This window comes from Flavihumibacter sp. ZG627, assembly GCF_000814325.1.
Lineage (GTDB): Bacteria > Bacteroidota > Bacteroidia > Chitinophagales > Chitinophagaceae > Flavihumibacter.
Window position 1 is genome coordinate 1 of sequence record NZ_JPHF01000015.1, and the last position, 21347, is coordinate 21347.

General features: G+C 46.2%; 19 protein-coding genes. 15 read left to right on the forward strand and 4 right to left on the reverse strand.

All coding sequences use genetic code 11. The features are described 5' to 3' along the window. Positions 1-206: 206 nt before the first annotated feature. Positions 207-2993, reverse strand: coding sequence for a hypothetical protein (locus HY58_RS17955; RefSeq protein ID WP_039135410.1), 2787 nt, complete (start codon positions 2991-2993; stop codon positions 207-209). Between the two features lie 80 nt (positions 2994-3073). Then, a complete protein-coding gene (locus HY58_RS17960) occupies positions 3074-3244 on the reverse strand; it encodes a hypothetical protein (RefSeq protein WP_156123755.1) in 171 nt (56 codons plus the stop codon). 70 nt (positions 3245-3314) lie between these two features. Here HY58_RS17960 and HY58_RS17965 point away from each other — a divergent pair, with 70 nt between their 5' ends. The 12 genes from HY58_RS17965 to HY58_RS18025 all read left to right on the forward strand — a co-directional run bounded on the left by HY58_RS17965 (position 3315) and on the right by HY58_RS18025 (position 15999). Further along, positions 3315-3635 (forward strand): LytTR family DNA-binding domain-containing protein, encoded by a 321-nt coding sequence (locus HY58_RS17965; protein WP_039135415.1) that lies wholly within the window; start codon positions 3315-3317, stop codon positions 3633-3635. Positions 3636-4081: 446 nt separating this feature from the next. Next, on the forward strand, positions 4082-4657 hold the full coding sequence (locus tag HY58_RS17970; RefSeq protein ID WP_039135417.1) for a hypothetical protein: 576 nt from the start codon (positions 4082-4084) through the stop codon (positions 4655-4657). Between the two features lie 53 nt (positions 4658-4710). Then, entirely contained in the window at positions 4711-4938 is a 228-nt protein-coding gene (locus tag HY58_RS17975; protein ID WP_039135420.1) for a hypothetical protein, read from the forward strand. 175 nt (positions 4939-5113) lie between these two features. Next, complete coding sequence (locus tag HY58_RS17980) at positions 5114-5824, forward strand: Ig-like domain-containing protein (RefSeq protein ID WP_039135423.1); 711 nt, start codon at positions 5114-5116, stop codon at positions 5822-5824. A gap of 2 nt (positions 5825-5826) precedes the next feature. Beyond that, positions 5827-6258 (forward strand): DUF5675 family protein, encoded by a 432-nt coding sequence (locus tag HY58_RS17985; protein WP_039135456.1) that lies wholly within the window; start codon positions 5827-5829, stop codon positions 6256-6258. A gap of 90 nt (positions 6259-6348) precedes the next feature. After that, on the forward strand, positions 6349-6672 hold the full coding sequence (locus tag HY58_RS17990) for a LytTR family DNA-binding domain-containing protein (protein ID WP_052324279.1): 324 nt from the start codon (positions 6349-6351) through the stop codon (positions 6670-6672). Between the two features lie 480 nt (positions 6673-7152). Beyond that, positions 7153-8076 carry a helix-turn-helix domain-containing protein gene (locus tag HY58_RS17995; protein ID WP_039135427.1) on the forward strand — a complete coding sequence of 308 codons (924 nt, stop codon included), beginning with the start codon at positions 7153-7155 and terminating at the stop codon, positions 8074-8076. Further along, on the forward strand, positions 8073-9008 hold the full coding sequence (locus HY58_RS18000; protein WP_039135428.1) for a FecR domain-containing protein: 936 nt from the start codon (positions 8073-8075) through the stop codon (positions 9006-9008). The genes HY58_RS17995 and HY58_RS18000 overlap by 4 nt, the downstream gene beginning before the upstream one ends. A 125-nt stretch (positions 9009-9133) precedes the next feature. After that, entirely contained in the window at positions 9134-9457 is a 324-nt protein-coding gene (locus HY58_RS18005) for a LytTR family DNA-binding domain-containing protein (RefSeq protein ID WP_039135432.1), read from the forward strand. Between the two features lie 696 nt (positions 9458-10153). Beyond that, the gene (locus tag HY58_RS18010) at positions 10154-12460 is read left to right on the forward strand and encodes an aminotransferase class III-fold pyridoxal phosphate-dependent enzyme (protein ID WP_039135435.1); all 2307 of its coding nucleotides are present in this window, start codon (positions 10154-10156) and stop codon (positions 12458-12460) included. Positions 12461-12595: 135 nt separating this feature from the next. Further along, positions 12596-13480: a hypothetical protein gene (locus HY58_RS18015; protein WP_039135438.1), complete on the forward strand. Its 885-nt coding sequence runs from the start codon at positions 12596-12598 to the stop codon at positions 13478-13480. A 1217-nt stretch (positions 13481-14697) separates the two neighbouring features. Continuing rightward, complete coding sequence (locus HY58_RS18025) at positions 14698-15999, forward strand: patatin-like phospholipase family protein (protein ID WP_039135443.1); 1302 nt, start codon at positions 14698-14700, stop codon at positions 15997-15999. Here HY58_RS18025 and HY58_RS19575 read toward each other — a convergent pair. Further along, a complete protein-coding gene (locus HY58_RS19575) occupies positions 15959-16624 on the reverse strand; it encodes a hypothetical protein (protein ID WP_156123756.1) in 666 nt (221 codons plus the stop codon). The genes HY58_RS18025 and HY58_RS19575 overlap by 41 nt on opposite strands. On the opposite strand from HY58_RS19575, the gene HY58_RS18030 reads away from it, so the two are divergent. The 3 genes from HY58_RS18030 to HY58_RS18050 all read left to right on the forward strand — a co-directional run bounded on the left by HY58_RS18030 (position 16595) and on the right by HY58_RS18050 (position 20972). Then, positions 16595-18001: a hypothetical protein gene (locus HY58_RS18030; RefSeq protein WP_156123757.1), complete on the forward strand. Its 1407-nt coding sequence runs from the start codon at positions 16595-16597 to the stop codon at positions 17999-18001. The two genes, HY58_RS19575 and HY58_RS18030, sit on opposite strands and share 30 nt — an antisense overlap. After that, entirely contained in the window at positions 17998-19581 is a 1584-nt protein-coding gene (locus HY58_RS19100; RefSeq protein WP_052324281.1) for a hypothetical protein, read from the forward strand. Before HY58_RS18030 ends, HY58_RS19100 begins: the two co-directional genes overlap by 4 nt. Positions 19582-20420: 839 nt before the next feature. Next, positions 20421-20972, forward strand: a complete 552-nt coding sequence (locus tag HY58_RS18050; RefSeq protein ID WP_039135453.1) for a hypothetical protein — start codon at positions 20421-20423, stop codon at positions 20970-20972. Between the two features lie 191 nt (positions 20973-21163). Here HY58_RS18050 and HY58_RS19785 read toward each other — a convergent pair. Continuing rightward, on the reverse strand, positions 21164-21347 hold a 184-nt coding region (locus HY58_RS19785; RefSeq protein WP_216593833.1), incomplete at its 5' end, for a hypothetical protein.

Below are 21347 nucleotides of genomic sequence, written 5' to 3' on the forward strand. Positions count from 1 at the left end.
GGATAATAGCACTATCATCCTTCACTGATCGGTTTGCAAACTGCTTCTGCTTATTTTAAGTACGCGACACGCCTTGCCGATGTCTTTGGGGGGCTCCACTCTGAGCTCCCTGATGATTCTATTTTTATTGCATGGCTTTAAAGCTTTTTCCTATTATGAGAATTATGACTGTTTTTATCCAAGCGCCACATAATCTTTTTTAGTAATCACTTCTGCAGTTCTTCAAAATCCAAATCATTAAGAAATGTGGCCTCCGCGGCAGTTCTCCTGCACTCCGCATCATCACTTTTATACCACTCTTTCAGAACAGGCATCCAGTCATGGCTATCAATGAACTGCCTGGTATCGCGGATACATTCCCGGGCGATCTCTGCGGTCCAGCCACTTTTCTTTATATGTCCGGCAAATACTTCAACATTCTTCAGGTAATCCTCAATTTTCAGCAGGTGCATAAGATCTATCGGATCACGTGCATGCTCCCTGCCATGTCTTATTAGATTCCATACCACCGGAACACCGTGTTCATAATAGGAGAATTTATAGGGTACCTCACGCTCATACATCATACCATTCACCAGCGCAGAACCCGCTTTGTATAAAGATTGATCTATCTGTTCTGCGTCAAGCTTTTCGTGTAAACCGCCCTGCATGGCGCAGAGCAGGCAATTGTTCGATGATTGATAATCTGTATGTCCTTCCATCAATAGCCATTCCTTCACAGGATCCTCTAACGCTAATCCTGCTAATACTCTTACAATTTCTATCTTCTGTAACCTATCCACCCGCTTCGCCATATCCCACAAATCGGAAGCAGGATCATTGGATAGCCTGCAAATGGCTGACACGGCATATTCTGTAAAGTAACTATGCATTCCTAATAGTTTAAGCTCATCCACCACCGATGCATTTCCATATTCTCTTAAAATGGCGATCCCATAAATGACGTTAAGCCGGTAATTTGATCGTGTTAGCAGATCATAGGCAAAGCGAAACAGATAAGGCTCTGTGGCTAAAGATTCCTTACTGATCGCTTTAACAAAATCATCTACCAGTATATGAAGTTTGTAGCTTTTCATTTCTGCAGCTATTGCATAAAATCCTACCTCCGATTTTTTATCACCCGCGGCAGCGATCTCCTTTAATAGTCGAACCAGATCCGCTGTCATTCTTGCCCCTTTTGGAGTAGCTGATATATCGTGCGCGTCCTCATCTGATTCATCAATTTCTGAAAACAGGATTGTTGATTCCTGAAAAGTTAAGTCTGCTACGTAATTATAGATGCCATCATCCGGCAACAGTTCCGCAGCAGCATTAAGTCTTCCTTCCTCGCTAGTCTGCTGCCGAAGAAAGTTCAATATTGACTCCTCCGTTCTCCATTCCCCTGAACCGGCGTAAGCCTTCTTTTTTAATAATTGCCTCAATTCAGCTTTGGTTCTATGGTTCTTTTCGTCGGGCAAAAACTTATCGAGAAGGTTCCGGATATAGCTATCCTTCTCAATTTTTCTCATACTATCAACAGCATCCCTGATCTCAAGGGACCAGTATTTTCTTTTCCAGGAAATCAAAACCATTATTGCGCTCCTCCGATGCTTCGCGATAGTACTTTCGAGGCCGTATAAGATGATCTGTTCACCTTTTCCGGGATAGGCTTTCAATAAATTAATTGCTGAATTTATATTATCGATGTCACCTGGGTAGCCGCCCATAGAGTCCTCCTCCTCCGGAACATTTACATATTCTTCCCATGGGAGATGGTCTAATGCCAACTGTATCAGCAGATTCACATCTCCTGGTTTATGGTGTTCTACAACATCCTCCCATAAACGGGTATCATCAGGATCTTTTTGTAATCGGATCACTATATAGTCCGAAGTATCTATACCTAGTAAGGAAGCCACTTCCTTCGCTTCATAGTAATCTTTATTTTCAAAGTATTCTATTCCCTCCAATACCAGTTCCTCCCAATCACGGCTATATAGAATATCCTCTATTTTGTCCCTGCAATCATTTGTCCACGCATAATTGCTTCCATCCTTTTTAACGCCCTCCATCAATGCACCAAAAAACCTCAGGAACTCGCTTAGTTTATGCAATTTGTAATAATCCGTGACCTCTGCTGCATGCTGCTTTGCATGTCGTACAAAGTTCCTGATGGTGGTTGCAGCCGGCTCATACAAATACATCCCTTCTTTTTGCGATTCTGTTTCTATGAGATAGCTGATAAGGTCCCTGGCGCATTTGTATAAATCAAGATCTATTGTATCTGCCAATAACTTTTCATCTAATCCACCCACCCTGGCAACGGTTAAAGCCCAGTCGTGTGGAATAGCTCCCATACCAGATCCCTCGGATAGTATCCAATCTTTTATTTCCTGGTTTATCGGATATTTTGACAACTCTTCAATTACCTGCATTATTCCAAAATGCCCCGTTATTCTGCCCAGATCCCAGAGATCCATAACAGGATCATCAACCATAAAATCAATGACAGCTATGGTATGTTTCACCAAACCGTCAAGAATACCTAATATTTTTATATCAGGCAATACTGCTTCGTTCTTACTTGCTCCCAAAATATGAATTCCGGCCTGTGCTGCCCATATATTGTTCGTTTTAAAAGCCAGGTCTTTTGCAAATTGGAAGAGATATGGCTCAAAGGGAATTGCTTCCCGGATAATTGATTGCATGAATGCCGAATCCGGAGATATTGTTTTCTCCATGGTAGTGACAAGCTGAAAAAAATGGTATTGACTTTTTTCATCGCCCTGCAATGCGACCATTTTAAGACTATCAAGGAGATCTTTAATATTTTCTTCTGACAGTGGCTCTGTTTCTTCAAATTCCTCCTCCTCTTCTAAAACTAATTCCTCGTAAAGTCCATCCTTGTTGTGGCGACTCTTCATCACCAGATATATTGAAAACTCCATTCTCCATTCCGGCACGGCTTTATTTCCATGCCAGTTGAAATCTTTCCCGTATAAATCTTCCTGCATAAGCTAGTTGGTTTAATGGTTAAGGTTTGGTGGTTTCTAATTTAATAAATACTGCTTAAACATTTTCAAAAAGGGTGTTTTCACCCTAACCTCGTTTTCGGGAGGCCGTTAGCCTCGTTTTCGGGAGCTTTTTTCCTCCTTGTTTTATGCTGCCCATCCAGAAAAACACCCTTTTTTACACCCTCCATTTTGCAGTTCACACCAACATTTACGTCACTCACACCATAGTTTATGTCATTCACGAATCTCATTTGGAATCCTGTTTCGGGAAGGGTATAATAGTATAGTTCAAAACAAACAATTAACCTAAAACCAAATGATATGAAAGAGAATAACATGCTGATCAAAAATGGATCGCAGTATTTCAGGCTCCTGGTGGATGACATCCTCTATGTTCAGGTAGTGGAAAAGCATTGCGTTCTGTTCACCCACGAGATGAACTACACCTACAGATGTTCGCTGACTAAATTGTTGGCCAACCTGCCCTTTAAAAACATCGTGCGGGCACACCGTTTCTTTGTCGTGAACTGGAATTACGTTACCGGTATAAGCAATGATGAGATCTACCTGGGTAAGCGTAGCGTTCCGCTGGGCCCTGCCTATGCAAAAGATCTAAAACTGAAGTATATACACGACCTATAAGCTAACACCCACTGTGCAATGTTTACTGAGCCGGACAGCCATTCGGTAGAGCGGGAGGAATGGCCCCGCAAAACCATCCGGGAGTAAGTGTTAAGCGGTATCCGAGCGGTGTTTGAAGCTTTCTCTAAGCTTTCTCTATGCCTTCTCTAAGCCTTCTCTAAGCTTTCTCTAAGCGTGTTTGAAGGGTGCGGGAAGCGTCTCCGAAGCGTGATGGAACGGTGGCGGAAGCGTGCGCAGAGCGTTTTTGAAGCGTTTTTGAAGCGTGTTTGAAACGTCCGCGATGCGTCTCCAATGCGTTCACTATACCGTAAAACAGTCCGAACCATCATTGTCGTGGCCCGAACCGCCCAAAAGGAAGGCAGAAAAGATAGCAAAAGACCCGAAACCCCTATTTACAATCCCCGGAATCCGATCCCTTTTTTTCAAACCATTAAAAACCAAAAACAATGGCAAATACCAGGAAAAAGACCAACATCATCACCCACAATTATGGAGGTAAACTGGATGATCAATTTGTAATTCGCAAAAAAGGCTCAAAATCCATCCTCGCCAGTATGCCCAAAACTTTCGAGCTGAAGGGAGAATACCAGCCAAGGCGAGAACAGACCAAGCGCAATTTCAGGCTCGCTGTTATCTATGCAAAAAAAGCAATCCAGAACCCTGAGTTGAAAGAGCAGTATGAAGCTGTTCGACGTGGCAACCAATCGGCCTTCAACGTGGCCTTCCAGGACAAATTCTATGCTCCCGAACTTTCCGCTCTCCGTACCGAATCCTATACCGGACAGGCCGGGCAACAGATGCTGGTGGAAGCCACAGATAATTTCCGCGTCACCAAAGTTGTCTTCACCCTCTTCGCACCTGATGGCTCTGTACTCGAAGAAGGGGATGCTGTGATGGATGACAACGGTTTTGATTGGATCTACACTACAAAGGTGGCGAATCCCTCGCCAGCCGGAACCATCGTGCGGGTAACGGCGGAGGATATCCCCAAAAGCAAAACCATCCTTGAAGGAGTGATCTGATCCAGGTCCTTACCCTTGAAAACACCTATTTCATAACCCTAAATCCCGAACAAATGAAACAACAGGAAATCGACAAACTGACCATTGCTGAACGCGCCCTTGCAGAAACTCCGAGCTTCTTTAAGAAGCTGCGAAATGTTGGTCTGGCACTTGCCGGCATCAGTGCCGCTCTGCTTGCGAGTCCCGTGGCCCTGCCGGCCATAGTCACCACCATCGCTTCCTACCTCGGTGTGGCCGCTACCGTTGCCAGCGCCATCAGCCAGGTGGCAGTGAAGGGATAGGCGGATCCCTCTTTGGTTCTTTTTTTTATTTCAGTCCCGGCCCCGCCGGCCGGGACTTTCTTTAAACTAACACAAACCCTTAAGCGCAAATCACTTATTGTAAAAAACCCTTATCCCAATCATTAACCCCTACAAAAACCTAAACTCTAAACCCCCAACCCTAAACGCTTTTATTATGGCAAAAATTCAATGGGATTATACAGCCCGCAACATGTATAAAGTGCTCATGCAACTTCTCGCTCCGCTTCATTTGGCCCGGACCGAATACAGGAAATTGAAGAAATCTGGATATACTGAAAAACAATATTCCAGATCAAATTCTAAACTGATTCCGGCATCCAATGCACAACCGGGCTCATCGATCATTACGCAACCCGCTTCACAGATCAATGCACAGCAGGGATCCAATTCCTTATCAACCATCCAATCCAACGCCCTGCCTCCCTCCCAGACCCGCGTTACCATCGCCGGTGGTGAGCATCGTTTCAAACTGGCATCCCGATATGCCCAGAAAGTGATGAAAGACCCCGATCGGCTGCATTCTTATGGCCAGCTCCAGCCCGATGCGCCGAGCTTCTACAAACTTGCGTTCAACGATGCACTTGTTGGTCCCATGCTGGGTGAGCCAACACTGCGAACCGTTTTCGGTAATACTGTAAACATTATAGTACCGGCTACTGACAATGTGGGCGTAACCCAGGTAGAGTTCGTGTTAACGGATGCGCAGAAACAGGTGCTGGCCGAAGGCAATGGTACCAAGTCAAAATACAGGGAAGAGTGGACCTGCAAAACGCGCTGCACCATGGAGCAACTCGCCGGCGCTCAGTTATTCATCAAGGCCTCCGACCTCGCCGGCAACCAGGCCATCATCCGCAAAACCCTATGATCATGGAACTACTATTAGAACGCGATTACCATCCCGAGGCTACTGATGGGATCCTGAGCTGCGAAGAACGCTTTCTCTGTTTTACGATCGAACTACCGTGGAGGGAGAACCGAAGACTGGTTTCCTGCATCCCCGAAGGCCGTTATCGCCTGGCGCTTCGCTTCAGCGAACGACATCGCTGGCACCTGATGCTTTTGGATGTTCCGGGCCGCACGCTCATCCTCATCCATAAGGCCAATAATGCGCTTAAGGAACTGAAGGGATGCATTGCCCCGGTAACAGAGCAGCTCTCGCCCGGCATCGGCAGGAACTCCCATACCGCCTTTAGGATGCTGATGAAGAAAGTACGCGCCTGCATCGACGAGGGCGAACGGGTATGGCTAACCGTAAAAAATCTTTCAGACCGTTACCACAGCACCCTTGTACCATCGTGATTTTTTGTGAGTCCCCGGCTAGTCCTGGCCGGGGATTTCTTCCTCTGCAATTAAATAAACAGCATTCCAATATTGATAAAACTTAGTCAAATGAACCCTGAAGAAATACTTGTACGGGCTGGCGATAAGTGGCTGGTGCTTCGTATCGCTGATATCCGCTACATCAAGGCCGATAATAAAGTATGTCGGGTGATAACTATTCACCGCGAACATATCCTGACCACGCCGCTGCAGGTGCTGGAGGCTGATCTTCCCAGCGATCGCTTTCTGCGCGTGCATCGCTGTTACCTCGTTGCATGGAGTCATATTACGGCGTTAACAACTAATGGTGTTTGTGTTGGCAGCGAAGAGTTACCGGTTTCACGCAATGTGTTGCCCGATCTGAATAGTCGGTATGCGATGAGGTATTATTAGATTATACGAGGGTAAATCTCATCGCTAGATTGATTTGTCCATGAGATATTACAAAGTGCAATCAGGAAGGAGTCCTACTTTTTTTAAACCAGCGATTTTTATTGTTCCATATTTAGACCAAAATGCACATTATTGACTCATATATGAATCAATAAAAAACACTCTTTTTCTGAGTCCCATTCCTGGAGCTACATGCATTTCGTAAAGTGCTGCACAGGTGTATCGTTCTCTTTAATAAAATACCAGTTCACCCCTCTTTCAGGGATCTTTCCATGAAAAAATCCCCCTTATTTGCCCTCTCTTCCTCAATGCAGAAAATTTCTGAAACCCAACCTCGTTTTCGGGAATAATAACCTTGTTTTCGGGAACATTTGCTCCGGAGCCAAATTTCATATCCAAAAGTTTGCAGGTATGCATAACTGTTTTTAGCATTGCATTGTCCTTGCCCTGGTGATGTCGCTAACTTCTTAATCCTTTTACTTGCTGACAAAACTTAAACATATAGGCGAAGACTCTATCCGGTTCTCATCCATCTCGGATCTGCTGGCTCCCCTTCCCGGACTCAGTCTCAGCAGCAACGGAAGGGCCAATGCATTCAAAGGAAAGATCGCGCTGCAGAGCTATGATACTGTGGATGGATTGCTTCAGTTGTTTGACTATGATGTTCCCAATGAAGTAGTACTAACAAAGGATAATGTGGAAGAAGCACACTGGATGGTGATTGTGGTAGAAGGGCAATTAGATTTTATGGTGGGAGACCGCACTTATGTTATTTCCAGGGGCTGTAGTGCTGTTTTTAAAGCAAAAGACTATCAGATCAAATTGTTAGGGAGTAAAGTAAAATACCTGCTCTACAACCTTGAAGGGCTTATAGAGCGAACTGAACTCTGCCTCGATGAATTTTCACTGGGGGGATACAGGCTCACCAAAGAGATGCAGGTAAAGGTTGCCGATATCCTTTTTGCGCCTAAATCAATCCCCCGTCCCACAGAATGGTTATCTAATCAACTTCAGCAGTTGCTTCTCGGATTGATGGAAAAATGCCGGGAGGCGAAGGAATCACCCTACTGCTCTGATAGGATGCTGGGGATAGCATTAGCGGCCGAAAAACTAATCATCGAACAGTATTTGGAAAAGGTGAACATCAATCAAAGGGCTAAAGCATTGGGTACAAATGAGAACACACTCAAAGAAGCCTTCCGACATCATTTTGGAATTGGTATGGCGAAATTAAGGAACCGGCTTAGGGTAGAAGAGGCGAAAAAATTATTGATATATACCAATATGACTGTAAGAGAGATCACATTTAAGTCGGGCTTTGAAACGGAAGGAGCTATGCGCTTTAATTTTTTTGAGGTCACAAATATGAACCCCGATGATTTCAGCAATAAATATAAATTATGAGTAAGATCAGTAAAGAATTGGAACAGGCGGCCGCGGTTGCCAATCTCACACAAAGGGCTGCGCACTTATTGCGGAATTTTTTCCTGAAGCTCGCTACCCAGGAGGAGAAGGATGAACTCGATATATGGATGAATGAATCCGAGGCCAACAGCTATCTTTTCGATCTGCTCCTTGATACGAACAGGGAAGGAACAGGGGCTTCTACCATGCATCTACTTGTGAAGATGGCGAAGAAAGAACCGCGGAAGGGGAATATCATTGCTAAGATCCTCGGCTGGGGAGTAGTAGCCATAATTGTGCTGACGATGATCGATATTTTTATACCGGGACGAATTGTGAGCCGGCTCACCACTAATGAGAAGTTAAAACAGATCAGTTGGAAGAAGATCACCGTACAAACCGGCGATCAGCCCAAAACGATCTGGCTGGCCGATAGTACAAGGGTGGATCTGATGCCGCATTCCAGTATGTACTTTCCCGAGGATTTCTATTATTATGATCGCCTGGTTAAGCTTAAGGGCAGCGCAAAATTTGATGTTCGCTATATGGACCGCGAGCCCTTCCGTGTGGAGCTGGAAGGTGTGTATGCGCAGAGTGTGAAAGGTGCATTTTCCCTTCAGAACGATAGTATCGCAAAGCGTATAGTGCTTGACGTGAGCCGACAGAATGTGCTTTTTGGTTATGACAAGAATAATAACTGGAGCCTTGAGGAAGGGGAGAAGGGAATTTATGAGAATGGGACTATACACCTGGAGCGGCCAAATCAGTTGCGCGCAAATGAATCTTCTCAGTCCCCGACTTCTCAGTCCCTGACTACTCCGGCCCCCGCCAACCAGTTGCTGCCCATCAATCAGGTGCCCACCAATCAGGCAACCTCTAATCAGGCACCCACCAAGCAATCGCCTGCTAGGCAGTCGACCACTGAAAAATAATTGCATTAAATTTAATCCGTACTCTGTTTGTTTATCTGATTCCGTATACCTACCATCAACCCTCATGCATTCTAATTCCCAACAAATGGTAACCCTCCACCCTCATACATTCAAACACCCAACACATGGTAACCGAAGAACTATTAATTCGCAACGGAAAGAAATGGGTTGTAGTACCGCAGACCCAAATTAAATACATAGTATCAGAGAATAAGCTCTGCAAGGTTGTGACGGCAACCCACGAATACCTGCTCAGCACGCCCTTGCAGGTATTGGAAGCTGACTTGCCGGGCCATGTATTTATTAAGGTGCATCGTTCCTGTATAGTGGCCTGGTCTTCCATAACTGCCATAACCGATTCTGCAATATTTATCGACAAACTTGAACTCCCGGTCTCCCGCAAAATATTGATGGATATTAAGAATCGATACCAGAAGAAGTATTACTGAAGTATGATCACTTCATGCACTATGGGGGCTAGAATTAAAATGATTAAATATTGATTTCTTACAAATCGTAAGTGCAAGAAATACTGATCTCTTGAAATTGGCGTGAAGAGTTTTTACATATCGCAAGTTCATAAAATACTTACCCCAAAATTTAGATATATAGATTTCTTACAAATCGAAACTAACATTGGTTCCCGCACACGAAAAACCACGCCCCCTCCCCGCTACTTTCAATATGTAAGAAATTCCGCTCTTCTAAAATCCACACCCCCTGTCACACTACTTTCCATTTGTAAAAGAATTCCCGCACGTGAAAAACACCTCCCACCACCCAGCTACTTTCTATTTGTAAGAAATTCCCGCACACGAGAAACACCTCCCGGCTCCCAGCTACTTTCTATTTGTAAAAAATTCCCCTCGTTCAAAATCTACAGCCTCTGTCCCGCTACTTTCCATTTGTAAAAAAAATCCCGCACGTGAAAAACATCTCCCACTCCCAGCTATTTTCGATTTGTAAAGAATTCCCGCACCTGAAATTCTCCACCCCTCTTTTAGCTACCTGCAGTTTGTAAACCCTCGTCCTCAGTATATTCTCCCGCAAAATACACAGACAATAAACTCGCCGGCAGAAACCCGGAATTAATCAGTTTTGCTTAGCTTACGACCTTCGCCTATAATCGAAAATGCTAACTGATCATGTATCTATCAGCTCCCCAACTATCGTCTATCCTGCAACAGCATTACGGCCTTAGCGGTAAGCTCGAAACACTGCAGGGCTATGATGAACAGAATGCCTTACTAACTACTGCAGATAACCGCCGTTATATCTGCAAGGTTGCATCTGAAGTCCATGACCTGTTTTTCCAGGAGGCGCAGGTAGCCATACTTCTTTATCTGCAACAATCGTCTGTGCGCGAGGGTTTCCAAAACATCCTGCCATCGCTCAATAATCAATATGTTGTACCCGTATCGATCAATGAAACCCCCTACTATGTTCGGGTGATTCATTTTTTAGAGGGCGATTTCCTGGTAAACTGTAAATCTCATTCACCTGCTCTTCTGTACTCCGTGGGGGATTTTCTCGGGCGAATGGACCAGGCGCTCAAAGACTTTAAACATCCCGCCATGCACCGGCATTATGAGTGGGATATTAGTAATGCTCTGGATGCATCACCCCACCTTGTATATATCAGTAACCCGGAACAGAAAAGGCTTGCAGCTTATTTTTTATTACAGTTTGAAACATTGGTATTGCCTGCCTTGTCAGGTCTGAGGAAAGCTTATATACATAATGATGCTAATGATTATAACCTGTTAGTAACCAATGATACAATATCAGGCTTAATTGACTTTGGTGATATGGTATATGCTCCGTTGATCAATAACCTGGCTGTTGCCTGTACCTATGCGATGCTTCATAAGAATGATCCTCTCTCCTCTGCTGTAGAGGTGGTAAAAGCATATCACCAGCAATACCCATTGCTCGAAAAGGAAGTTGACCTGCTTTATTATCTGGTGGCGGGCCGGCTCTGTATCAGTGTGGGAAGAGCGGCCTATAATCGTAGCCTGGATAGTTCTAATGAACACCATTTTGTTACGGAAAATGCCGCCTGGAAACTTCTTTACCAGTTAATAGAGATCAATCCCCTCCGTGCGCAACAGGCATTCAGGGAGGTCTGCGGGATGCCATCCTGTATTCAGAGGGGCTACGATCATGATGAATTGATGAAAAGAAGATTCCAATCTGTTGGCCGGAACCTTAGTATCAGCTATCGCAAAAAGCTGAAGATTGAAAAGGGAGCCCTTCAATATTTGTACGACGACCAGGGTAATACCTATGTGGATTGCGTAAATAACGTAAGTCATGTTGGTCATTGTCACCCGGTAGTAGTAAAAGCCATGCAACAACAACTGGCCACCCTGAATACGAATACCCGCTACCTGAACGATCATCTTGTTGAATATGCGGAAATGCTGACGGCAACGCTGCCTTCATCATTGAAGGTTTGTTATTTTACTAATTCGGGGAGTGAAGCCAATGATCTGGCTATTCGCATGAGCCGGCATTACACCGGGCAAAAAGATATTATTGTGCTGGATCACGCCTATCATGGTACTTCAACAACAGCTATTGAAATGAGTCCATATAAGTTCGATGGTAAAGGAGGTTTTGGTAGGCAGCCATATATCCACAAAGCGATGAACCCCGATGGTTTCCGTGGTCCATTTAAAACTGCCGATACAGATGCGGGCGCGAAATATGCTGCTGATATCGATCGGATCATTGCTTCGCTGCAGGCAGAAGGGAAAGCACCCGCTGCATTTATCTGCGAAACATTATTAGGGGTTGGGGGACAGATCCCGCTTCCCGCTGGCTACCTGGCGGCTGTATATGATAAGATCAGAAAGGCCGGGGGTGTTTGCATAGCCGACGAAGTACAGGTTGGTTTTGGAAGGGTGGGAGAGGCATTCTGGGGATTTGAGCTGCAGGATGTGATCCCGGATATTGTTGTTATGGGAAAACCTATCGGCAATGGACACCCGCTTGCTGCCGTGGTTGTTACAGAAGAAATCGCCAATGCATTTAATAACGGTATGGAATACTTCAATACCTATGGCGGCAACCCTGTTTCAATGGTTACGGGCAAAGCTGTGTTGCAGGTGATACAGGAGGAAGGTCTACAGGCACATGCATGGAAAACCGGCACCCATCTTCTCGAACGATTAAGAGCGCTCATGCCGAAGCATGGGATCATCGGAGATGTAAGGGGACATGGTTTGTTTATTGGAGTAGAATTGATTCGTGATCACCAGACATTGGAACCGGCAGTTCCCGAGATCGATGATATAGTGGAGGCCATGAAAGAAAGGGGGTTTCTATTAAGCACGGATGGACCGTTGAATAATGTGCTTAAAATAAAGCCACCATTGGTTTTTTCAAAAGCCAATGCCGATGCCATGGTAACTATGCTTGATGAAGTAATGACAGAACTTGGCTATTGACCTGAGTCGCAGCGGAAACAGTCATTTATTGCGCCCTGCAAGCTGTCAGGAATGTGCTATAAAACAATTAGGGTGATTTCACGGTTTTTAGAGCGGGGGGTACGATCTACATTTGAGGCAAATAAACCTCTTCATATGGCCAGTAGCCTCAGATACCTGGAAAAATATAAACGAGAAGTCCCATTGGTTGCGCTTGCATTTGGTGATAAAGATCCTCGCTGGACGCAGGAATATTTTTTCCTGATCAGGAGGCTGTTGAAGGACCTGGCCCTCGATGCGGATGACCCCCGTTTCGCACTCACGCTTACCGAAAGCGGACTCACCAGTTTCGTCATCGGGAAAAGAGTTGTAGCAGAACCGGGGAGGGACCACAATATCCGGCTCATGATGCCAATGGATTTCGATCATGAGCGATACAATTCAGCCTCTATCCTGGGATACTATACTACTGATGGAGTAAAGGACGCTAAACTGGTTGATGTTTTCCTGGCTGTACAATTTGGGATTCCCGGGGCTTATGATGCATGGAAGCAGTCCTGCGAGGCAGCGCTTTTTTCTGCTAACCAATCCGCGCAAATAGTGGAGGTGCATCCACTTAGTAATCAGGTCGACGGGCCAACGCTACATTCCGAAACACTAATACAAGTGGACAACTCAGGCAACCTATCCCCGTTAAAATTTCAAAACTCTCCCCAGCTGCGGAATTTTACAAATCGCCGGCGATTTTCCTTGCCTGAAAGCATCTGTAGTACTCCGGCCTCGTCAATCCCCCAAAACGTGTCAATACTCCAAAACGCGTCAATACTCCAAAACGCGTCAATCTCGCAAAACGTGTCATTCCCGCAAAACGTGTCAATTCTCCAAAACGCGTCAATACTCCAAAACGCGTCAATACTCCAAAATTCATCCAAACCGCTAAACCATTCCCAACTCCTTTACCTACTCGTATCTAATGATGATGCCTGGTTCGAATGGGTGTTATGGAATGAGTTGGATGAAAACCTTATTCATCTGAATTGAATCTCCCGGAGGATTCTATTGCAAGGGTTCTTACAAATCGAAGCTATGCCGATCCGCACCCTTAATTTTTCAATTGCTGATTATTTTACAAATCGCAAGTATGCCGATCCGCACCCTTAATTTTTCATCCCCGCACTATTTACAAATCGAAACTATGCAGATCCACTCCCTTAATTTTTCAATTGCTGATTATTTTACAAATCGCAAGTATGCCGATCCGCACCCTTAATTTTTCAGTTGCTGATTATTTTACAAATCGCAAGTATGCCGATACGCACCATTTATTTTTCATCCCCCCACTATTTACAAATCGCAAGTATGCCGATACGCACCATTAATTTTTCAGTTGCCGATTATTATACAAATCGCAAGTAGTAGATCTGGGGAACCGCGGCATTCAAGAGTGCAGCATGAGAGGAGCTTTCAAGAATGCAGCATGAGGAGCTTTCAAGAATGCAGCATGAGAGAAGCATTCAAGAATGCAGCATGGGGAGCTTTCAAGAATGCTGCATAACAGTAGTTTTCATGAATGTATTATGCTTTAGCTTTCCTGAATGCAGAATGTTCGCAGTTTTGAGGAATACTGCGTGACGGCTTTTATCATGAATGCAGAATGACAGTCGATTTCCAGAATGCAATATGAAAGTATGGAATTCTTCAGGGCGGAAAAGTAAGGAATTTATATTGATCCATAAACCGATCCATAAACACTCATTTTGATTCATATATGGAGCAATAAAAAAGTGATCTTTTCCGGCCCCATCACCCGAACCACCTGCGATTTGTAATTTTTTACTAACAGCGATACTTTTCTACCTCAGGCATCATCACTTGCGATTTGTAAATTTTAAGTAGCAGCGAATTATTTCTACTCTTCAAACAACCACTTGCGATCTGTAAAATTTAATAGCAGCGATATTTTCTACCTGCAGGAGCACTACTTGCGATTTGTAAATTTTCACCGCGGTATATGAGCGACCCCACCATGATCACCACTTGCGATTTGTAAATTTCACCTGCAGTGTAAACATCATTATTCCTGCCCGCAATCCACAACCCGCAATCCACAACCTGCAACCCACAACCTGCAACCCACAACCTGCAACTCACATCCCGTAACCCCCGCAACCCCCCGTACCCCACATAAATACCCGAAACTGGTAATTGACATTATTCCTTTTCTTTCGTATCATCACAGCATCCAAAAGCATTAAACCATGTCCGCCTCCAATCGCCTTGGACTTTCCCTCTCCGGAGGGGGATACCGCGCCGCAGCCTTCCACCTCGGCACCCTCAAGAAGCTCCAGGAAATGAATGTCCTCGAAGAAGTAGATATCATCTCCACCATCTCGGGGGGATCCATAACCGGCGCCGCCTATTGCACCCGCAAAAACACCTTCGACGAATTCTACAACGACCTCTATTACGGCCTGCAACAAAAGAACGTTATCAAAAAACTCCTTCTCTCGTTAACCTTCCTGCAGCTGATCCTGGTAGTGCTCGCCTTCATCATACCCGCCATAATTCTTCTGTTCACCAACTACGCATGGGTATCTCCGTTACTCATCATCGCCCTGCTTATTATCATATACAAATTCCAGTTCCAACTCTTCCCCGCCAGCAGTCGCATCGAAAAGATCTACGACGAATTCTTCTTCCATAAAAAAACCTTATCCCAACTGCACCCATCACCCACACTCGTCATAGGATCCACCAACCTGCAAACTGCACGCCCTTTCACCTTCAGCCGCACCTGGATGCAAGACTCCACCTACCAGTTCCTCGAACGCCCCATCAAATTCAACGCCGCAGAATTCCCCATCGCGCGCGCCGTCATGGCCTCCACCTGCGTACCCTTCGCCTTCACCCCCATAACCATAGATAAACAATTCTTCCGCGAGCCCTCCGACGCCAACCGCATCCATCCCGCCCTCGTCGACGGCGGCGTATACGATAACCAGGGCATCCATAAGATCATGCAGCGCGGCCAGTACAACTGCTCAATCATCATCACCAGCGATGCCGGCGGCGGCATGGGAAAAGAACTGTCGTTCAGTAATACGATCTCCCTGCTCGTGCAAACGGTCAACGTCTTCATGATGCGCATAAAGAATTCTCAGATGGTGCAGGATGTATATGAAAACGCCGCCACGGAAGGCAAACAAATTGCCTACCTCTCCCTTGGATGGAATGCTGAAAACAGCATCCGCGGCTTCATCTCCAACCTCGAAAAAAAACAGGTGCCCGACTCCGTTATAAGGGCCCACGAACTGAAAGAAGAATGGGTCGCGAGTCCCGGCCACTACACAGGCGAAATCACTAACTGGCTGAAGGAACGGATCAACTACAGCAGCATCAATTTCCCCACAGCAGAAGAAAAGCGTATAGCCCGAACCGTGGGAACAAATCTTACCCCTCTGTCAAAGGAACAGATGGACTGCCTCATCAAACAGGCATCCACCTTAACCGAGATACAGGTTAAACTCTATTGTCCAGCTTTAATCTATCATTATGTCTGACCATATCCTCAACAACCGCCCGCCTTTCCGCAAGCTGCGAGGCTATGCCTTCGACCCCATAACCTCCCTCGACCTCAACACAGCAGGCATCAACGAGATCACCTATAAAATCCCCTGGGAGGATAACCTCCAGCCTGGTCCCGATGGAGAATATATACGCGTCATTGACCGCGACCCCGCCAGCAACGCCATCTACAAACCCGTGGACCTTAACCGTCCCGAGATACTGGCATCCGACGGTCTCGCACCTAGTGAAACCAATCCGCAGTTCCACCAGCAGATGGTGTACGCCGTTACCATGAACACCATTAAAAATTTCGAGAAAGCCCTGGGCCGCAAAGTCATGTGGAGCCCCGTGGAGATGACCGACAGCAATAACAAACGCAGCTTCGAATTCGTGCGGCAATTGCTGGTATTCCCGCATGCCCTGCGCGACCAGAACGCTTATTACTCGGCCGACCGAAAAGCCCTGCTCTTCGGCTACTTCAACGCCACCGCCACCAACAGCGCCATCTACCTGCCCGGAGGCATCGTGTTCTCCTGCCTCTCGCATGATATCATCGCCCACGAAACAACCCATGCCCTCCTCGATGGCATGTATAGCCGCTTCCTCGAACCCACCCATCCCGATACCGCCGGCTTCCACGAAGGCTTCGCCGATATCGTTGCCCTGCTCCAGCATTTCACCCACCCCGAGATCGTCCGCAACCAGGTTCGCCTCGTACGCGGACAAATAGATGCCGAAAACCTGCTGGCAAAACTGGCGGTGGAATTCGGGCAGTCCACCGGTGAATACCGCTCCCTCCGCGATGCCATCGGTAAAACAGTTGATGGTGTTTGGCAACGTAATTCCCCCAGCCCCACCGATTACGAGAACAACCTCGAATGCCATGGCCGCGGCGCCCTGCTCGTATCGGCAGTCTTCGACGCATTCGTCACTATCTACAAAAACCGCACAGCCGACCTTCTTCGCATAGCCACGGGCGGTACGGGGATCCTTCCTAACGGTGATATTCACCCGGATCTCGTTTCCCGCCTGGCCGACGAAGCTTCTAAAACGGCATCACATGTACTGAATATGTGCATCCGGGCACTGGATTATTGTCCGCCGGTGGACCTTAACTACGGCGATTATCTCCGCGCGCTCATTACCGCCGACAAAGAGCTGGTGGCGAATGACGACAAGCATTATCGGATCGCTTTCATCAACGCTTTCCGTAAGCGCGGTATCATCCCCGCCGGCGTTCCCAACCTCTCGGCCGATACGCTCGGCTATAGTATCTATGAATCGGAGAGCGATAAGAAAGGCTTTGCGCGTGATATCAGCCAGTTCCTTCGTGGCTTCAAGGAGAAGCTGGCCTATAAGACAAACCGAGAGGATATCTTCAACGAAACCCGCGACTTCATCCGCGGCAATCCCCGGCTGGGCATCAAGGGATTGCATAGTTATATGTTCGATGAGCATGGCGCGGCTAAAGACCCCATCACTTTTGAAAACATAACCGGACTCGTATTCTCCGAACAGTACAAAGATTTCGGTATACGAACGTCTAACAGTAGCCGAAAAGGTCCATCGGTGGAGATTCATTCCCTGCGACTGCATAATCGGATCGGTCCCGATGGCAATGTGCTCAACCAGATCATCATGACCCTCTCGCAGCGATGCAAGCTGGCGGTGGAAGAGAAAGACGGTGTTCCCGCCTTCCGGAAATTCCGCTATGGCAGTAAAACTGATATGGCAGGTGAGAGCATGATCTTCCGCGGTGGTTGCACGCTCATCTTTGATCTTGATAACCTGACGCTGAGGCATGCTATCCGTAAACCCATCTTCGATACCAGGCGGCTCACGAACAAGCCTAACCGAAAACTGAAATTCAACGAAAGCCGTCTTAAGATGCAGTGGAGATGCATGCTTGGCGATCTCGTAGAGGATATCGGTTTCGCGCACGACAAGCCCGAACCCCTCGCATTTATTCACCAGGCTAAAACTCCTCTTATATGAGTGCAATAGATTCTATCCGTTTCAGGATGTACAATACCGGTTCTGTAGGCGACTGTCTCCTGCTGCTCTTCCAGCGCGGTGATGATATCGCATTTTCCATGCTGATCGATTGCGGGGGATGGATGACGAAGAAGGAAGCTATCACAGCCTGCGTGGAAGATATCCATGCCACCTGCAATGGGAGGCTCGACCTGCTGGTGCTCACCCATGAACATATGGATCATGTATCGGGATTCAACCAGGCGCGTGAGATTTTTGATCGCATTGAAGTGGGTAAGGTCTGGATGTCGTGGATTGAGGATGAGGGCGATGATATCGCGAAGATCCTGAAAGATCTTTACGGGAAGAAGATGCAGGAGTTGAAACGCGCTGCTGAAATGGCGATTAGTTCGCTACGGCGGAAAGCTGCCGCCAGCTCGCATGTAAGGGGGATGGATGCGCGTACAAAAGCGCAGCTTAGAACAATGGAAGATACACTGGAGTTACTTCGGTTAGAGGATGGCGTTATACCGATGCGGGGTGCCAGGGCCTCGCTCACCAACAGTGATGCTGTAAGTTACCTGAAGAAGAAGGGGGATGTCCGATACCTGAAACCCGGGGAGGTGATCAGTGATATGGAAGGTGCCGAGGGGATGAAGTTTTTTGTGCTGGGTCCGCCGCGCGACAGGGATATGCGATTCTTTAAGATCGCGACGGAGGAAGATGAGATGTACAAACTGGCGGTGGCTGCGCCGGCAGCGGATAAGGCTGGCGGGGCAGGTGTGTTGAATATGGGTTCTGGGGCGGGATTCAATCCGGGTTCTATGGGGATGATAAATCCGGCTTCTGCGGGTGTGCTAAATCCAGCTTTCGCAAGGGAGGATGAAAACCTTTCCTCTTTTAATGAACCTATTGTGGAGAGTGGGATCAGCCTGGAGGAGGGCCAGTCGCCTTTTGGGGAGCAATATATACTGCAGGGAAAGGAGAAGGAAGCATTTCAGAAAGACTATAATAGTATTGCTAATCGCTGGCGGCAGATTGAGACCGACTGGCTGGAGAATGCTGCCTCCATTGCTATGCGGGTGACGGCGCTCACCAATAATACCAGTCTGGCGATGGCGATTGAATTTGGCGATAGTGGTCGCGTGGTGTTGCTTCCCGGCGATGCACAGTCGGGAAACTGGATGGGCTGGCATAAGCCAACGGTAATGCGCAGCCTGAAGAAAAAGGGAGGCAAGGATACTGCTGAGCTGCTTGCCAATACGATCTTCTACAAAGTGGGCCACCATGGCAGTCATAATGGAACAGCTTCGGTGAGCGGACTCAACCATGTGCAGAATGATGATCTTGTTGTGTTCATGCCGCTGGTGCAGGATAAGGTTCCTTCTGCCTGGGGCGGGTCTGAGAATTTTCCCGACAAATCATTGTATCGGGTGCTGATAGAAAAGTCGCGCGGACGACTGGTACGTACCGATGTTGGGGTAATACAGGATGCGCGGGCGAAAAAGTTCCGCGCTGAACTGAAGGCTTCGGAGAAAAAGGAGTTCACCGATTCCTTTAAGAAGGGACCTAACTGGGTAGAGTATGTTATAAAGGGGTGATTTGATTCTATTTTTGCTTTTATTCTTGCACGGAGATTTTTACAAATCGAAAGTAAGCTCCCATACTGCCATTTATTTTCAATGATCGCCATTTTTTACAAATCGAAACTAAGCTCCTGTACAGCTATTTATTTTGAATGACCGCGGTTTTTACAAATCGAAACTAAGCTCCTGTACAGCTATTTATTTTGAATGACCGCGGTTTATACAAATCGAAACTGAATTTTATCAATAACGCTTAAAGTCTGCCACTTGCTTTCTTACAAATCGAAAGTATGCTCACATACAGTCTTTAATTTCAATGACAGCGATTTTTACCAATCAAAACTATGCTGATCTACATCATTTATTTACCATCCCCGAATTTTTTACTGATCGCAAGTAGTAGTTATCCTGAATTTTGTATGAAAGTCGTTTTCAAGAATCCACTATTGCAGCAGACTTCTGAATGCAATATGAAAGTATAGATTTCTTTAAGTCGAAAAACTGAGGAATTTATATTGATTCATAAAACGATCAATAAGCGCTTAATTTGATTCATATATGGAACAATAAAAAACTGATCTTCTCCGACACCATCACCCTCAGGAATTGCGATTGGTAAAAAGCTAACGTGGCACCTCTACCTGCGATTTGTAATTTTTTGCCGCAGAGTAAAAACCACCCCCCCCGGGGGCATGATGTTTTGCATTATTCGCATTAATTGTTTAAATTTAAGTACTCCTCACAGCTGCATTTTTCCTCTCTTGCCCTAACGAATACACGACCTTATCTTCCCCTTTTGCAAACTGATTTCTTAGACTGTCTTTATTTATTCACCAAATAACGGGAGGTCTATTATGAACAAGAAATCAATTGTTCCACTGATCTTATGCCTTGGTTTGATCACCATCGGCTGCAGTAAGGATTATTCTTTATCCGATGGCTTGGCCCTGGGCAAACCGGAATCTGTATTGATGAAATCTATGGGCGCAACACAATATGCTGGCATTGGTTATTTTGACGCTGTGGATGCCTGTAATGTTGCAGGACAAGAAGGTGCGGCATTTGCCGTCAGGATGACAGGAGACCTGGAGGGATGTCTCTATGTGTTTGTGGATGAATTCGAATGCTCCCCCAGCGGCACCTACCGCGAAGTGGGCCGGGAACTTTTTATTGGTACTTATAAAGGAAGTTCCGGTTCATTCTGGACCACTTACAGGTTTGAAGCAAAGTATGAAGGCTGTGCAGAAGACGGTTCCTATTTGGGTGCGGAAATTCTTGGTCGTTGTCAGCATCCTCTTGTTGATGGCAGCGGCGAAGGTGTATTTGAAGGTGTTAGCGGCAGACTGGATATGAAGGATGATATCGAAGCAGGAAATTATCCTTACCGCGGGCACTTCAAATTCTGAGTAGGGTGGTTTTTAACCGGGACCACAGTAATCTTTTGAAAAGAGATTTGGTTCCGGTTTTTTACAGATTGCATGTAGGATTAGAATAGGGTTTGCAAAAGAAGCATTTTATATTGACCCATATATAGATCAATAAATACATATTATGTTCCAAATATGGAACACTATAAAAATGATATTTTTCCACCCTATCACATCACCTCTTGCAATTTGTAAATTCTGATGCCAGCGGCATTTTCTGCTCCTCGTGCAACCACTTTCGATTTGTAAATTTTACTAACAGCGGCATTTTCTACTCCTCTCATCGCCACTTTCGATTTGTAAATTTTGCTCGCGTTAATTGTGAGGTGTGCGTTGATGTGAGGTCTGCGCTGA

Coding starts and splice junctions, on each gene's coding strand:
- HY58_RS17985 (WP_039135456.1), top strand. CDS start 5,827: ATGGAACTACTATTAGAACGCGATTACCATCCCGAGGCTACTGATGGG.
- HY58_RS18000 (WP_039135428.1), top strand. CDS start 8,073: ATGAGTAAGATCAGTAAAGAATTGGAACAGGCGGCCGCGGTTGCCAAT.
- HY58_RS17980 (WP_039135423.1), top strand. CDS start 5,114: ATGGCAAAAATTCAATGGGATTATACAGCCCGCAACATGTATAAAGTG.
- HY58_RS17990 (WP_052324279.1), top strand. CDS start 6,349: ATGAACCCTGAAGAAATACTTGTACGGGCTGGCGATAAGTGGCTGGTG.
- HY58_RS18025 (WP_039135443.1), top strand. CDS start 14,698: ATGTCCGCCTCCAATCGCCTTGGACTTTCCCTCTCCGGAGGGGGATAC.
- HY58_RS18010 (WP_039135435.1), top strand. CDS start 10,154: ATGTATCTATCAGCTCCCCAACTATCGTCTATCCTGCAACAGCATTAC.
- HY58_RS17955 (WP_039135410.1), bottom strand. CDS start 2,993: ATGCAGGAAGATTTATACGGGAAAGATTTCAACTGGCATGGAAATAAA.
- HY58_RS17960 (WP_156123755.1), bottom strand. CDS start 3,244: ATGAGATTCGTGAATGACATAAACTATGGTGTGAGTGACGTAAATGTT.
- HY58_RS17965 (WP_039135415.1), top strand. CDS start 3,315: ATGAAAGAGAATAACATGCTGATCAAAAATGGATCGCAGTATTTCAGG.
- HY58_RS18030 (WP_156123757.1), top strand. CDS start 16,595: ATGTATAGCCGCTTCCTCGAACCCACCCATCCCGATACCGCCGGCTTC.
- HY58_RS19575 (WP_156123756.1), bottom strand. CDS start 16,624: ATGGGTGGGTTCGAGGAAGCGGCTATACATGCCATCGAGGAGGGCATG.
- HY58_RS17975 (WP_039135420.1), top strand. CDS start 4,711: ATGAAACAACAGGAAATCGACAAACTGACCATTGCTGAACGCGCCCTT.
- HY58_RS18005 (WP_039135432.1), top strand. CDS start 9,134: ATGGTAACCGAAGAACTATTAATTCGCAACGGAAAGAAATGGGTTGTA.
- HY58_RS18015 (WP_039135438.1), top strand. CDS start 12,596: ATGGCCAGTAGCCTCAGATACCTGGAAAAATATAAACGAGAAGTCCCA.
- HY58_RS17970 (WP_039135417.1), top strand. CDS start 4,082: ATGGCAAATACCAGGAAAAAGACCAACATCATCACCCACAATTATGGA.
- HY58_RS19100 (WP_052324281.1), top strand. CDS start 17,998: ATGAGTGCAATAGATTCTATCCGTTTCAGGATGTACAATACCGGTTCT.
- HY58_RS18050 (WP_039135453.1), top strand. CDS start 20,421: ATGAACAAGAAATCAATTGTTCCACTGATCTTATGCCTTGGTTTGATC.